This is a genomic window from Paenibacillus sp. FSL L8-0641 (genome assembly GCF_038006265.1).
Classification (GTDB): domain Bacteria; phylum Bacillota; class Bacilli; order Paenibacillales; family Paenibacillaceae; genus Paenibacillus; species Paenibacillus polymyxa_D.
This window is the reverse complement of sequence record NZ_JBBOUW010000001.1, coordinates 1,084,503-1,098,410: the sequence shown is the minus strand read 5'-3', so window position 1 is coordinate 1,098,410 and position 13,908 is coordinate 1,084,503. Positions and strand designations below refer to the sequence as shown.

The 13,908-nt window shown below is 44.8% G+C and carries 11 protein-coding genes; 2 read left to right on the top strand and 9 right to left on the bottom strand.

The features are described from left to right. Positions 1–3: 3 nt before the first annotated feature. The gene (locus MKY16_RS04900; protein WP_029517595.1) at positions 4–1,329 is read left to right on the top strand and encodes a helix-turn-helix transcriptional regulator; all 1,326 of its coding nucleotides are present in this window, start codon (positions 4–6) and stop codon (positions 1,327–1,329) included. Beyond that, complete coding sequence (locus MKY16_RS04895; protein ID WP_029517596.1) at positions 1,304–2,104, top strand: WYL domain-containing protein; 801 nt, start codon at positions 1,304–1,306, stop codon at positions 2,102–2,104. The genes MKY16_RS04900 and MKY16_RS04895 overlap by 26 nt, the downstream gene beginning before the upstream one ends. Positions 2,105–2,188: 84 nt before the next feature. Here MKY16_RS04895 and MKY16_RS04890 read toward each other — a convergent pair whose 3' ends face one another. The 9 genes from MKY16_RS04890 to MKY16_RS04850 all read right to left on the bottom strand — a co-directional run bounded on the left by MKY16_RS04890 (position 2,189) and on the right by MKY16_RS04850 (position 13,906). Continuing rightward, positions 2,189–3,166 (bottom strand): aldo/keto reductase, encoded by a 978-nt coding sequence (locus MKY16_RS04890; protein WP_340954382.1) that lies wholly within the window; start codon positions 3,164–3,166, stop codon positions 2,189–2,191. 339 nt (positions 3,167–3,505) lie between these two features. Further along, on the bottom strand, positions 3,506–4,264 hold the full coding sequence (locus tag MKY16_RS04885) for a TraX family protein (RefSeq protein WP_340954380.1): 759 nt from the start codon (positions 4,262–4,264) through the stop codon (positions 3,506–3,508). A gap of 46 nt (positions 4,265–4,310) precedes the next feature. Continuing rightward, complete coding sequence (locus tag MKY16_RS04880; RefSeq protein ID WP_029517599.1) at positions 4,311–5,090, bottom strand: LytR/AlgR family response regulator transcription factor; 780 nt, start codon at positions 5,088–5,090, stop codon at positions 4,311–4,313. Further along, positions 5,087–6,325, bottom strand: coding sequence for a sensor histidine kinase (locus MKY16_RS04875; RefSeq protein WP_230585094.1), 1,239 nt, complete (start codon positions 6,323–6,325; stop codon positions 5,087–5,089). Before MKY16_RS04875 ends, MKY16_RS04880 begins: the two co-directional genes overlap by 4 nt. Positions 6,326–6,553: 228 nt before the next feature. Next, on the bottom strand, positions 6,554–7,150 hold the full coding sequence (locus tag MKY16_RS04870) for an accessory gene regulator AgrB (RefSeq protein WP_340954377.1): 597 nt from the start codon (positions 7,148–7,150) through the stop codon (positions 6,554–6,556). 9 nt (positions 7,151–7,159) lie between these two features. Beyond that, positions 7,160–8,953, bottom strand: coding sequence for an ABC transporter ATP-binding protein (locus MKY16_RS04865; protein WP_081317629.1), 1,794 nt, complete (start codon positions 8,951–8,953; stop codon positions 7,160–7,162). A 14-nt stretch (positions 8,954–8,967) separates the two neighbouring features. Further along, positions 8,968–9,525 carry a DUF5823 family protein gene (locus MKY16_RS04860; protein WP_016819877.1) on the bottom strand — a complete coding sequence of 186 codons (558 nt, stop codon included), beginning with the start codon at positions 9,523–9,525 and terminating at the stop codon, positions 8,968–8,970. A 15-nt stretch (positions 9,526–9,540) separates the two neighbouring features. Beyond that, entirely contained in the window at positions 9,541–10,812 is a 1,272-nt protein-coding gene (locus MKY16_RS04855) for a lanthionine synthetase C family protein (protein WP_107735013.1), read from the bottom strand. Between the two features lie 10 nt (positions 10,813–10,822). After that, positions 10,823–13,906: a lantibiotic dehydratase gene (locus MKY16_RS04850; protein ID WP_340954375.1), complete on the bottom strand. Its 3,084-nt coding sequence runs from the start codon at positions 13,904–13,906 to the stop codon at positions 10,823–10,825. Positions 13,907–13,908: the final 2 nt, after the last annotated feature.

Sequence of the window (13,908 nt, the reverse complement as noted above, 5' to 3'; positions counted from 1 at the left end):
ATCATGGCGAGAGAGAGTTTTGATAAAGAAATTCAATTCCTGCGTATGCTCACATTAACAAGCGGCGCCTATAATCGGCAGCAATTCGCAGATAGACTGGGCATTTCGGTACATACCTTTGATAAAACAATCCGGCGTCTCAAGGAAATTGTCCAATCGGTACAACAGCAGTTGCCTGCGGAACACGGACATGATTTTAATGAGATGCTGCGCTTTAATTATTACGAATCGGCTGATCCATTATTGTTATTTCTGTTTCGGGCCAAATCGCTCAAGGAATCGGAAAGCGTCCGCTTATCCCTTCTGCTGACAGCGCTACAGTCACAGCCTATGACCACCATGGAACTATTGGATGCTTGCTGCAACGGGCTGCCTTCCGACAGTTCACTACCGGATGAGAAAACGATTCGTTCCGATCTGAAATATCTGGTTGAAGTCGGCGTCGTTCGCAAGGAACCCGGCGGCAGACCTTACCGCTATGCTGTCCGCAACGATCTGGTGACAGAACTGACGGACGAGGAGCTGCTGGACTTATATGATTTTGTAGACATTATGGCCAACACCCAGCTCCCCTCTGTACAGGGATATCTGCTGCGAGATCATCTTAAAAAAGCCATGCGCCGTCAGCTCGGAGATCGGGAGATGGCCGAACCTTTTTTATATAAATACCACTATTATTCACGCATTCTGGACGAAGCCCATATTCATCCGCTTCTACACGCCATTCGGCAACGCCGCTGTGTAACTTTTTTATATTTTTCGACATCCAAACGAAGCATGTACGGGTCACAAAACACAAACCCGCTGTTTGAAAAAGAGACCGACGGCCGTGAACACACCATTCTGCCCCTACAAGTCATCTATGATCATCAATATGGACGTTGGTATATTCTGGGTCATGTAGGCGGTAAAGGAATCATGAAGTTTCGTATGGAGGGCATGACTCAATTGGTGGAGGGCAAGCCTGTACCAGAGCAGTTTCATGCCGATCTGCTAGCGGTGTTGGAAGAAAAAATGCGGTACAGCTGGCTTGTTGATACGGGTCGTCCTGTGAAGGTGCGGGTACGTTTTTTCAATCCTGAGGGCGCGAAGCGCAACTTTATTCGGGAACGTGTGCTGTCACAGGGACAATGGGGTACGATCGCGGAGGAGGAAAGTGAATCCTTTATCTATGAAATCACAGTGAATGGAATCACTGAGATTAAACCGTGGATTCGCAGCTTCGGATCAAGCTGTGAGGTATTGGAGCCTCAGCGGCTACGGAAGGAATTCAGACAGGAATGGAAGGAGCTGCAAGCCTATTATGAGCCTGTTCGAGAAAATATTTAACTACCAGATCGTCTCACGGCTGGATGAATCGGGCGCTTTTGCTACCACATCACAGGAAAGAATTTGGCTCAAATCTATGCTTGCAGACTCGGCAGCGACAGAGGGTTTTACCCCGGCTACACTTGATAAGCTTCGGCAATTACTTGCAGACGACGAGCCGCTGGAGGCCGATGGAAGTTTGCGGGAAAAGGCAGGTATCCCTGCTGTCTCGGTATACCATCCACTCTTGCGTGAATTGCGTTCCATTCTGCGATCCCGTTCTGGCATCTGTGTGACCTACAAACTGCGCAACGGACGCTTGCATGAGCGAATGTCCGGTTTTCCATATAAGCTGGAGTTTTCCATGGTCAAAAAAGAATGGAGCCTGCTGTGGTATAATCGCAGACACCGCGCGCTCATGTCTACCAAGCTATCTAATATCGTGAACATCACGGAAGATGAGCTTCTACCCGAAGAGGCCGATAAATTCACCCAACGTATACTCGGTATACTGGAGTCGCGCAAGGAACAGGGCATCATCGAAATTGTTCCTGTATATAACGGTGAAATGTCTCGTATTTTATATGCTTTTTCCTGCTTTGAAAAAGAGGTCGAATATGTTCAGGAAGCAGATACCTATCGTATTACACTCACTTTCCAGGCAGACGAATGTGAATATGTGTTATCCAAAATCCGTTTCCTGGGCAAACGTGTCAAGGTCGTCCAAGGCTCCCGGCTGATCTCACGAATGAAGGAAACAACAGCCAAGGCCCTCGCACGATACGAAGAGGAATAGCTACTGAGACAATATGAGACGCATCCATGTAAATAGCCCCTCCCTCCGTCTGTTAATGAGACGAGGGAAAGGCTTTTAAACGAGTTATGGCAAGGCTTGTCCGCGCGCACTGACGTACAATTCATACCATTCCTCACGGGTCATCAGCTCGCTCTGGCGTTCCGCATCCTGACATGCTTTGATTCGTTCAGGATTGGCGCTGCCAATGACAGGCTGAATCCGTGCTGGATGCTTCATAAGCCAGCCAAGAACGATCGCTTCACGTGTCGTTTCCTTTTCAGAAGCCAGCTTCTGCACCAGCTCTGCCGTCTTAACGACATGCTCAGGCGCCCCTTCCAAAGAACCTCCGCTAAAACGTCCCTGCGCCAGCGGTCCCCAGGCTTGGAGCTGAATATCCTCGGTTTGGCAATATTCCAGCAACCCTTCGCCGAAATGTACATTCGTCCCCGCCTGCTGGTTCACATGTACGGTCTGGTCTACAAAATGCAGATGCGCCAGGCTCATCTCCAGTTGATTAGCGATCAGCGGCTCCGTCAGGCTACGCTCCAGAAAACGAATTTGGCTTACATTCATATTGGAAACGCCAAAATGCCGTACTTTGCCGGATGCCGTAAGCTCGCTGAACGCCTTCGCTACTTCGTCCGGCTCTACCAGCGGATCGGGGCGATGCAGCAGCAAGATGTCCAAATATTCCGTACCCAGACGCTTCAGGATCCCATCCACGGACTCCATAATATGAGCATATGAGAAATCAAAACGGCCTGGGAGCGTACCATCTGGCAGAAAAATACCACATTTGGACTGAATTACGATTTGTTCACGCAAGCCCGGCTGTCCCTTTAAGATCTGACCGAAAATTTCTTCTGCTTTCCCCATACGATAGATATCCGCATGATCGAACATCGTAATCCCGATGGATCGTGCAGCTTCTACAGCTCTCTCCGCTTCAACGATATGCTCCTGCGTAAACGGCGCATGGCTCCATTCACCACCAAAAGGCATACAACCAAGCGCCAGCCGACTATCGGAGATTCCACGTTTCTGTAAAGGCATAATCTTCATGCTGCTCCTCCTTCAACCCTCAAAATATTCCCTGCTTCATCCACATATGAAGAGTCCGTGGGACCGCTATCACACACCTATTTTACCACTTACTTACGGTCGTGTTCGACAATGCTTGTATTGAGTTCAGTCCTTCCACAGCATACTGAAGAAAGAACTGATTCACCTTAATCGTTATGAAATCCGGGACGAGGCCAAGCAAGGTATTTTTGCGTATATTGGTGGACTTTCACCGCCAAGTTATCATTCATACCGATCGCACTATATAAAAAAATAGACGGAAAACATGTCGTTTCCCGTCCATTTTTTTTATTTTAGTTACTTATTAGACAGCCCTTCTTATATGTAACAATCAATAGCCAACTTCAGCAGATAAAGCGCGAGCAAATGCAGCGGATAAAACAAATAGAAAAAGGTTCGTGGGCCTTTTCCCCTCTCTCCATTATATCGGGATAGCAGAGGGAGTGCAAAAATACAGGCCCCGCCGATCGCAAACGGATAAAGATATTCGTTCATTGTGCTGGCGTTGATGCCCATGATGCTGAGCGAATCGGGAACAGCCCATATAATGATGACTCCGAAAATGAACATAAGCGCAATTATTGCAATAATCCATCCGTTGTAAATCTTCTGTTGTTTGCGAGCGACATAGAAAGCTAGAACCAGTAACACTCCAATTACACTCCAGTCTCCCAAAAAAGAGACTACGCAAAGAGCCGAAATCGCCAAGTATTTAAGTACAGGATTGGTCGTGTTGTCATAGAACCATATTGCCAGTAGGCCCATCAACAACGTTAGCATGATGTTTCCCGAAGTATACCAATCTTTAAATACCAATCCGTAAGGCACCACACTGGCTAGCCCGGTTAGAGCAAGGCGTATTGTATATTTTTTGAAGCTTCTGGTATGGATATATCCTTCGGCTACAAAAAAAGCCATGATAGGCAATGTAATTCTGCCTACCACCTGAAAGCCCAAAAAATCGGCAAAAAATAGCCCTCCAATATGATCAATTAGCATTGCTAATACTGCAATTAATTTTAAACTGGTGGCATCAATGCCCTTCACCTCTGCTTGAACGGATAATCTTTGTTCCATATTCCTCCCCTTTTCTTCCCGAAGGACTATGCCCTCCATATCTATTCTATTCGTAAACAGGTCTGTTCAGGAGGCTCCGGTCTCCCATCTTATCTAAGAGGTGCTTCAACAATTGGCGGGAAACGGGAATAATGCGCCTTGCTTCTCCGGAATTCTGATTGGTTTGAAAAATGATCTCCTTCTTGCTCTTATCTATAGATTCCACCTTCATCAGGTTTACGATAAATGCCCGATGACACCGGAACAACCTGGGGTCCTTAGCCTCAATATCTTTCAGATCGCCGTAAAACTCAAGAGTTCTGTTTTCGGAAACCAGACGGATTTTGTGGGGAACACCGGTTGTTTCAAAGTAATAAATGCTGGAGAAGGAAATTTGAAATTTCGTAAATTTATTGTCGAGTATAAACCAATCATCGACATCCAACACAGGCTTTCTTTGATGGGCAACAGCAAGAACGTCTCTTACCTTTTTTTCCATTTCATCCTGAGTAGCATCCTTGATAATGAAATCAAGAGCTGCTACCTTGTATTGGAAGGTAAGCGGAGACAGATGACCGTGGGTAGTTACAAAGACAATATGCCCATACATATCATATTTTCTGATTTCTTGGGCAACTTCCAGTCCCTTCATCTGGCAACCCGAGATTTCAATATCAAGGAAATACAAGTTATTCGCACAAGCTTTAGATTCAAAAAGCAGGAGATCCGGCTTACTGGTGACAATGAGATTGCTGCAGCAGATGCCAAGTTCCTCGCAGCTTTTACGGACCATCTTTTCCATTATGCGCTGCTGGATAAACTGATCTTCCAGGATAAAAATATTCATGATGTCGCTCTCTTTATAATTAATGTTTGCGTGAAAAAATCCGGTTCCTTTTTGGTATCCAAAGTTACATACTTGTTGCTGCGCAGCACCTTTGCTATATTGTACAAGCCAAGACCCCGATTGTCCGCTTTCGTTGAAAAGTTCCGTTTGTAGAGATCATTCACCTTAATCCCGTCAAGTGCAGAATGATTATAAGAGTTTCGTATCGTCACCGTCTGAATATCGTCTTCATGGATCAGTACAATATTTATGGACGGATTGCAGGTCTCTAATGCCGCATCGATTGCATTGTCCAGGAAACAAGAGATTACTCTGCAAAGGTCTATAATATCCATATACATTTCACTGATACCGCTATCAATTTCCAGTTTTACGTCAACTCCACGCTTCTTTGCCACCAGCACCTTGGATGTAATAATACTCTTGAGCTCACTCACGTCCAGATTAATCAGGTTATCCAGACTATAGGAATATCCGTTCAACTGTGAAGCAGTAGGTTGGATAGAACTCTCATATATCCGCTTGATCATCGACAAATCCCCAGTTCTGATCCCCTCGTCCAGCATTAACAGGATATTGGTATAGTCATGTCTGAAGCCGCGGATGTCTTCGTACATTTTTTCAATCTCCATAATATAAGCCTCCAGCTGCAGGTATTGTTCCGTCTTGTTCTTCTCTAGCTCACGTTCACGCAGGAAGCGATACAGCCAATTGATCGTCATCAGGAAGATGGAGGTCAAGCCGATCAGCATCAACACAATCTTTAATCTGCTTGGATACGGATTGTTGCTTTCACACTCCGAATAGATAATGAGTCCGAGTCCGATGATCCCCAAGACTAAGATTAAAGAAGCTCCGACGATAAGCTTAATCCGATATAGCTTCAAAAGCCTGACCGCCGGAGTAGGAAACAAATAAGACACAAGCTTTCGGAGCGCCAAGTAGATCAGCGGAGGTGAACAAGCGGTTAGGAAGGGCGCCGTCCATTTGTTTTTATATTCATAAGGAACCGCATAGCTGATTACCGTTATGAAATAACCCAGCAGTGTCGTAATAAAGATGGTAAGGATGGCGTAGAAGCCTATGACCCACAAGGATTCATATTTGTCGGTCAACCACCCGTATAATGCCAGTAGCACAAATAGAAATAGGTAAACAATCAGTCCGAAGTTATTCAGAGCTGTTATTCCGATAAAATAATACATGACTAAAAACAGCAGCAGCTTATAATTCATACGGAAAACGCTTAGACCATTGCCGCTGACCATATGATATATTACAAGATAGCTGGTGTATTGCAAAAAATAAATGCCGGATGTAATCATTTTTTGTTCAATTTCCAAACTTTTGGGTTGACTGGTTCATAGAACAACCCGAAACAAATCCCTCCTCCTTCACCTCTTTTACTCATATGCTCCAGTAGCTTAGCCTTGAGTCTCTGGGTATGGTTGTTTCTGTGTTCTTTAATATTCTTGATATTGTTCATAATTAGCATAACTCCTTCTCATTATGGAATAGAATACTGGTGTGATGACGACTGCTTCAAGAAACAGCCCGAATATTAACCAAGGATAAAAATCTAGTGCGATGGCCACGAAAACAAACACTATACTTAAAAAGATAGCTTGTAATCTGCATGCTCTTCTTAACTTCGGATCTACCAATGGATTGCACTCCGTATCGGCCGGAGCGTATCTGGCAATCAGAATGATAGAAAGCAGACAGAGCGTCGCCAAAAAAAAGCGGTTCCATTCTACTTCCTTTAAGAGCCAGGGAACAAACACAAAGGTCAGTAGACTGACCCAGGTGCAATGATGCGACTTGCGAGCATGCCAGCCAAAGGACTTTCGCCGGACCACTGTATAGGAAAGCAGCATCGCAGCCGTTTCGGCTAATACACCGAGCAAACAGGCACTGACCAATACAAGAAGTATTTTTTCTGTGCCAGCCAGTATGTTCTCTAGATAATAAAGCACATAAACACGCTTCTCCGCTTCCAATTCTTCGTCTTGAAAGTATTTATCAATGATCCACGTTGACAATTGATGATACAACGCCACCGCCCCTCCCTAACTTAATTGTGTGGGAAGCTGGAATTGAACATAATCACGATATTTATCATGCCAACTCATTAATTCGTGATGCGTGCCTACCCCCGTTACTTCTCCTTTATCCAAAAAGATTATCTGGTCCGCTTTGTAGATGGTTGACAAACGATGAGCGATAACAATGGTCATTTTATTCTTGGAGAGAAGCTTGATTACATCATGTACAAGCTGCTCTGACTCGCTATCCAGATTGGCGGTAGCTTCATCAAACAGCAGAATCTCATGGTCTGAAAGCAAGCATCTGGCAATCTGGATTCGCTGCTTCTGTCCCCCCGATAATTTGACTCCCCTTTCTCCAACAAAGGTATCCAAACCATCCGGTAATTGATAAATTACCTCCTTCAAGCCTACTGTATCAAGAGCCGCATAAATCTCATGGTCATCCGCGTCTCTGTTTAGGCCATATACCAGATTGTCTCTCACTGATCCTACCAGTAAGTCACTATCCTGCATAACATAGGATATTTTGCGACGCCATTCTTCCGTCCTAATCTTATCCAAATATACATTATTGTAATAGATTTCTCCATTATATTCTGAGTAAAATTTCTCTATTAAAGAAAATATTGTTGTTTTTCCCGAGCCGGAAGGCCCTACGATCGCTGTAGTGGTACCGCCTCTGAAGGTTAACTCCACGTTGGATAATACCGGTTGGCCCTGGTTGTACGAGAAAGAAACATTGGCAAAATGCAGGATATCCGAATTCTGATCATGACTTTTCATGTCCGGCACACTGCCTAACTTTTCTTGCTTCTCATCCTGCTGGTTATATATGGTATAAATTTCCTTACTTGCTCCCTTGGCCTTCTGATACTGCGAGAAAAAACTGCTGAGCTGGGTCAGAGGCGAAACCATTGTAAACAAATAAAAGATCATGGATACCAAAGTACCTGTAGTGATATGTCCAGCGGCAATGCCGGCGCTTCCATACCAAAACATTCCTACCAAAGCTAGCATGATGATAATTGTTACAATCGGCTCAATGACAGCTGACAATATTCCCTCTTTGATGTTCAAGCGAAAGATACGTCCAAGTATCTCCCGAGTATATTTCATTTCAAGCTTTTCCGACGTCGTCGCTTTAATGAATCTGATGTTATAGAGAATTTTGGATAACTCACCGGAAAAATCTGCGGCTGCATCCTGTGCCTCAATCGCTACTCTATTCATCCTTCTTCCAATGGGATAGATTAGTAGCGCCGTTATAGGAATCAGAGCAACGAGTACACTCATTAATCTCCAATCCAACACAAATAACATGATGATGCAACCAGTGACCATCAGGACATCAGCCAGAATAGAAGGCAGAGTGATAGCCAGAAAATTACTTACAATAGCAAGGTCGTTCGTCATTCTGCTGATGATTTTGCCGTTCTCGTTGTTATCAAAATAATTAACCGGCAAATGGATAATTTTTTCCCAAATTTTCAGTCGCAGTTCCTGAAAAAACTTGCTCCCCACATATCTGAGGAGCAGAGAAGACACGGCGTTTAAAATCCCTCCGGCCAGAAACAGCGAAATAAGCACAGCTGCGGTCTGGATCGTCAGCTCCATAGCTGAGATCTTATCGACAAGCTTGCCTGTAATGATCGGCAATACTAATGAAAAAGCGGCGGAAATCAGTGTAAATACGATGCTCCAAGCAAGCGCAAGCTTGGGCCATCTCGCAATTTTGATTAACTCCAGCAAGGAATGGGCCGTTTGTTTTTCTTCACCAATCTTTTTATATGCCGTGCTCTCCATATTCAATTCCATTATGGCTTAATCACCTATTTCTCTTTGTGATTTTCGTATTCTAGCAAAAACTTCATTGCCATTGTATAGACACCTGCGGCTATCGCTACCATGACAATATAGGAGAGCGACAGCTTGGTTCCTATCCAGTCCGTTTGGTTGCTTAATTGGAACAGTAAGAAGCACACGGCGCTTCCGGCAAGAAACTCCAAAGAGTAGGAGAATTTCCGCCCTCTCTTCAACCTATCTAGTATAATATCCACTATAATTACAGCGGATGTAAGCATAAAAGAAATTTTATACAGCATAATCTTATCTCCAGCAACAATCTGCTGATCCTCAAAACTTGCAAAGTATCTGGCCAAAATTGTACCGATTACTAGGTATAATACGACAACTAGCACATTTATTCCGACACATTCGGCTGTGCTGTAGGTAATAGTCCCTTCGCTTCGTTGAACCAGGGTCGCTGCCAAGCTTGAAATAAACAGGACCAGAAACCAAATATAAAAATATGCATCCAGTTGAAAAGAGAGAAAATCGGTAATCAGTCCCACCATGACTGTAATAATTTCTTTTAATAAAATGAACATTACCGTCTCCTCCTTTTAGCTAAATACCAGCATCTGCTTCCATGTACTCAAGTTCTCATTATCACAGGTCAGCAGTGTCAGCAATACACCTGCACATCCATCGAGCAGCCCTACTTTATCGAGAGATAACGGATCATCGACGCTTCCCTCAAGGTCTGTAAAGGGTACTGCCTCTTGAGTATTCCGGTATGATAACATACGATGCAAAAAATCATTCTTGAACGGTATGGCTGCCGTACGGCTGAAATGGTGCTGAATCAGGAGCAAGCCTGCATAGCCGTGACAGATCGTCGGTGAAATTACCTTTCTTAGCGAATCTGGTCTGGAGTAGACGGTATTGAACAATTGCAGAGCCTGCTGCTGCAGCGCTTTGTCCTCCAGGGCCAATCCCAGCCGGAACATAGCCACAGAAGCTCCCGGTGTGCCGTAACACCATGCATCTCTGTGATAACCTGGATTCCGACTAGTCTCTGCGGATTCATCCGGTGTGAACATATTAGGTATGACAAGGGTGCCGTTCCACTCTCTGATATTTCCGAGTAGAAAAGTCTTGGCAACTTCCAGTACTTCTCTCAATCCTGTTAACGGGTAGCGGCGGAGATGTGCAACAGCCAGCAAATTAATGGCTCCTGTAATTCCGTGCGCCATGCCAAGATTATAGTAAATGGTCTGTTCGGGAAGTTCCCCGAAATGTCTCAGCTTGCCTACAGCATCCGTAATCAGTTGAAGGATCTTAAGGAGCACCGCATCCAGCTTCCCAGCGTATCTGTCTTGGCGTTCCTTAACCTCCATTAATGCAGCTGCAATCCCCGTCCATCCTGAAATCAAATCCAAGTCGCTATCCTCAATCAAGGAGTCTTCCAATTTCCCCCTTGTCTCCTCATAGAATTCCCCATAGCTGCTAAGAAACATATCCAGCGTCTGTGAGAGCACATTCGTATATCTTGTTGAACCTCTTGAACACTCGTTAAACAGATAAATAACACCTGCCAATCCGGTATACAGTGACAATGAATGGAACGGTATATTGCCGATTAAGCGCACAATCTCCTGATTGTACTTGAAAGCAAGCGCATCCCACCCTTCCCCCGGGTAGACTTCATCTAGTTTATCCAGAAGAAGGCTGATCCCGGGATATCCTGAAGCCAATGATATCAGCTCCATTTCAGGGTAATCATGCATGGCGTGCTTCTTGATTAGCAGGGTTACAGTATCTATATCTTTGTAAATTTCTGCGCTTTGCCTGACTATTTCAGATAAATTTCCCGGGACTTGTTTGACCGCCATAAGCTCCTCCTCAATAAGCAACATGGTATTTGCTTACCTGTAAATAATCTTCCAAACTGTAGTAGCACAGGTGTAGGGCAAGCTCTTCCTTTTCCCGGTCCAGGCCGAACACTCTGTTGCAGAACATGTGCATGATGCTGAACATAATATCATCGTAATAATTGGTTCTGTCGTCAGCTTCCCGGATAGCCGTGAAATATGCAGCGTATTGCCGCAACCTGTCGCCTGTATCGCTTGCTGGCAAGGATATGGAACGGGTCTGTTGAATTCTTTGGAATAGCGCTTCTTTGTGTTCCCGATACTCCTGTCTGAATTTCTTTGGATCAATAATCGCAGCCATAGCCTTCAATTGATCTTCTGCCAGCGGATACGCGCAGTTCACAACCTCAAAAAGTCCGGTACAGCAAAATAACATCTGATCGGTTGCATTAATTGACCTCTTGCCTGCATAATAGCCTGAAACTAGATAAGAATCGATAGCAAATAACCTCTCCGCTTGTTCAATGAAGGCTGCGCCGCCATACCGCAAAATTTCAGGCCGGTAAGGAACAACCGAATAGGAACTAACCAATCCGGACGAGGTTACAGTATTCAGGAAATCAAAAACATAGTTCAAGGCCGTGAAACGCTGATGCTCTACGCTTCCCGACATTTTGCACCTTAGCCTGATATGCGGCTCCTTATCTGCATACTGGACAAAAAAAACCTGGTCAATGAAGTACTCGGCGCTATTGTCCATGAATGTCTTAAATGCACTGCCCAGCAAATCGGTTAGCATTTCCTGATTGTAATATACCTGCAGGGATATCCAATCCGAACCTGGATAATAAACGGCATTCACCGAAGAACTCAGCACTTTATTTAAGCTTTTATCGGTAGCCTGTGCAGACAATCTGTCTATCGGCAAGTACTGAAACATCGGGCTTTTGCAAAAAAATACGCACTCCTCCATATATCGGTTAGCGGAAGCGAACAATTCTTTCTCCGTTTCCATAATAACGGCCGCCTTGCCTTCCGGATTCCGGGTATATTCTTTGTGCAAAAGCTTTCGATGATGATGGCGATCCAAATCCAGCAACAGCTTATTGTCCAGCTCCACCAAATATACATATCGCGGAATGTTATACTTTATGATCCAATCCTCCAGAAAGGCCAGAAACTGTTCTTCGCTCTGGAGCTGTTTATCCGCATATAATGTCCATTTTTTGGGGCAGATGATGATATTTTTATAGGTTACTCTCGGTGTAAAAGAAGAATCATAGAGATACTCCTCCAGATGGGACCATCCGGTCTGATACTGCAGATTAATATCATTTAGAAACCGGATCAGATAAGGCGCCAGCTCTGTATTGTACATGCTGCTGAGTTTGGGAAATACCAGTTCGCCTGTTTCCCTGTGCTTCAGATAAAAGTATCCCGAATCCTCCACCCCTACCAGCAGCTGGGAAACATCTAATTTCCGATTCTCGGGAAACGTGGCCATATCCATAGATTGGTCTGGTGTCGGGCCTGCCGTCATAATATTAGTTATTTTGGGACTGAATGGGTAAAATGAGATTTCAGCGGCGCTCTCCCCTGCTTTCTGATCCTTCGGGTTCCTGACAAAATTGAAGATTTCATCACGGCTATCCTTGTCAAACATGTAGGCAAATCTTCCGAAGCTCTGACACGCTTCCAATGATCCGGCTCTGTTGTTTAAATAAAACGTAACTTCACCTTGCTCATTCTCCATGCAGGAATAATACAAATCGAACGAGACATGGACATTCTCCAGACTCAATTCAGACAGCTGTTGGATTTTGACCTCGTCAAGCACGATATCCGAATGATTGACAAGCGCTTCGGTCTGCCACTCCGCAATTAGCGCCTTAAGCTGTCGGAACCTGCCTTCATCCTTGTGCCTGTACTTATCTCCGTTCTGGTAGTGGCTCTTGTACTCTTCAGGTTTGCCGAGCCCCAAGGCTTTACTGAACAACTGCAATAAGGGCACTTCTTCATATACTCCGTACTTCTCAGTAAATTGCTGACGATAGTCGGAAAGTGTATCCTCTTTCCTGTACGTAGAAAGCATGCTCAATATTGAAGCTATTTGGGCCAACGATTGCCTATCGCTGTCCGACAATAGAATTTCATTTACCTGATTCAGTCTTACGTCTATTTTGACCAAGTCGCCCTGATAATCGGGAAGGATAAGCTGGACTAGTTTTCGGACAGCCTCAATGCCTTCGCGTTTGACCGCAGCAACTGTAATGTCCTGAATGGCTTGTCCAACTCTCTCCAAAATATCTGAGTAATATGCTGCCTTGGGAGCAGCAAGCAGCTTTAGTGTACGTATCAGATGCGCCAGAGGAGCGCTATCCCGAGGATTGGGAATCATCTCACTTACCAAAAAGCCTTGTTCTATCAATTGCTGCAAAAAATCTGTGCTGATCGTGTCATCCACGCCGAAGGCGTCTTTTATAGCTTGCATAAGCTGCAGAAAAGTCTGCTGCTCTTTATCAAGGATCTTCATGATGAAATCTATGACCGGGGTTTTGAGAATAGATATATTTTCAGTGCTTCGTTCCTCCTGATCTGCTGCAAACAGAGTCTGATAAGAGATGACGAGCCTGTGATGGTCAATGTAAGAGGTGTTATTTACACTCAGTCTCAATTCATTGCGGACATCCGCATCCCCATGGAAAAGCCCTATTAAGCGGTAAATTAGGCTATAATCCGGAGTTGCCCAGACGACATGTTCCCCGGCGCCTCCCGTTTTTCCAAATCGGGAAATGCCTACTCCCGCGAACAGTCCAAACGGTGTTGGTCTACAAATTGCCCGCGAAATGAACTTGCTTAGACTTAGGATAAGATTCCGCTTTTTTTTGGACTTCAATGTTCTGCCTTGTTCCAGGCTTTGCAGTGCAGCGTAGGTCGAGGGGCTGGAGACATAAATGGAATCTATCAACCCCTGCTGCTGAACGAACCGTACAAGTCTGTCAAGGTATTCATCATCATCTAGTTGTTCATGATCAAATATCTGCGTATAATACTCCATGCCAAGCAACGTTTTCCGGTACATGTAATTTTCCGAGATTTCAAAGTTCTCCAACATGC

Excerpts from the sequence above, each read along its gene's own strand:
- MKY16_RS04850 (WP_340954375.1), bottom strand. The coding sequence starts at position 13,906 with ATGTTGGAGAACTTTGAAATCTCGGAAAATTACATGTACCGGAAAACG.
- MKY16_RS04900 (WP_029517595.1), top strand. The coding sequence starts at position 4 with ATGGCGAGAGAGAGTTTTGATAAAGAAATTCAATTCCTGCGTATGCTC.
- MKY16_RS04860 (WP_016819877.1), bottom strand. The coding sequence starts at position 9,525 with ATGTTCATTTTATTAAAAGAAATTATTACAGTCATGGTGGGACTGATT.
- MKY16_RS04895 (WP_029517596.1), top strand. The coding sequence starts at position 1,304 with ATGAGCCTGTTCGAGAAAATATTTAACTACCAGATCGTCTCACGGCTG.
- MKY16_RS04885 (WP_340954380.1), bottom strand. The coding sequence starts at position 4,264 with ATGGAACAAAGATTATCCGTTCAAGCAGAGGTGAAGGGCATTGATGCC.
- MKY16_RS04865 (WP_081317629.1), bottom strand. The coding sequence starts at position 8,953 with ATGGAATTGAATATGGAGAGCACGGCATATAAAAAGATTGGTGAAGAA.
- MKY16_RS04880 (WP_029517599.1), bottom strand. The coding sequence starts at position 5,090 with ATGAATATTTTTATCCTGGAAGATCAGTTTATCCAGCAGCGCATAATG.
- MKY16_RS04875 (WP_230585094.1), bottom strand. The coding sequence starts at position 6,325 with ATGAATTATAAGCTGCTGCTGTTTTTAGTCATGTATTATTTTATCGGA.
- MKY16_RS04855 (WP_107735013.1), bottom strand. The coding sequence starts at position 10,812 with ATGGCGGTCAAACAAGTCCCGGGAAATTTATCTGAAATAGTCAGGCAA.
- MKY16_RS04890 (WP_340954382.1), bottom strand. The coding sequence starts at position 3,166 with ATGAAGATTATGCCTTTACAGAAACGTGGAATCTCCGATAGTCGGCTG.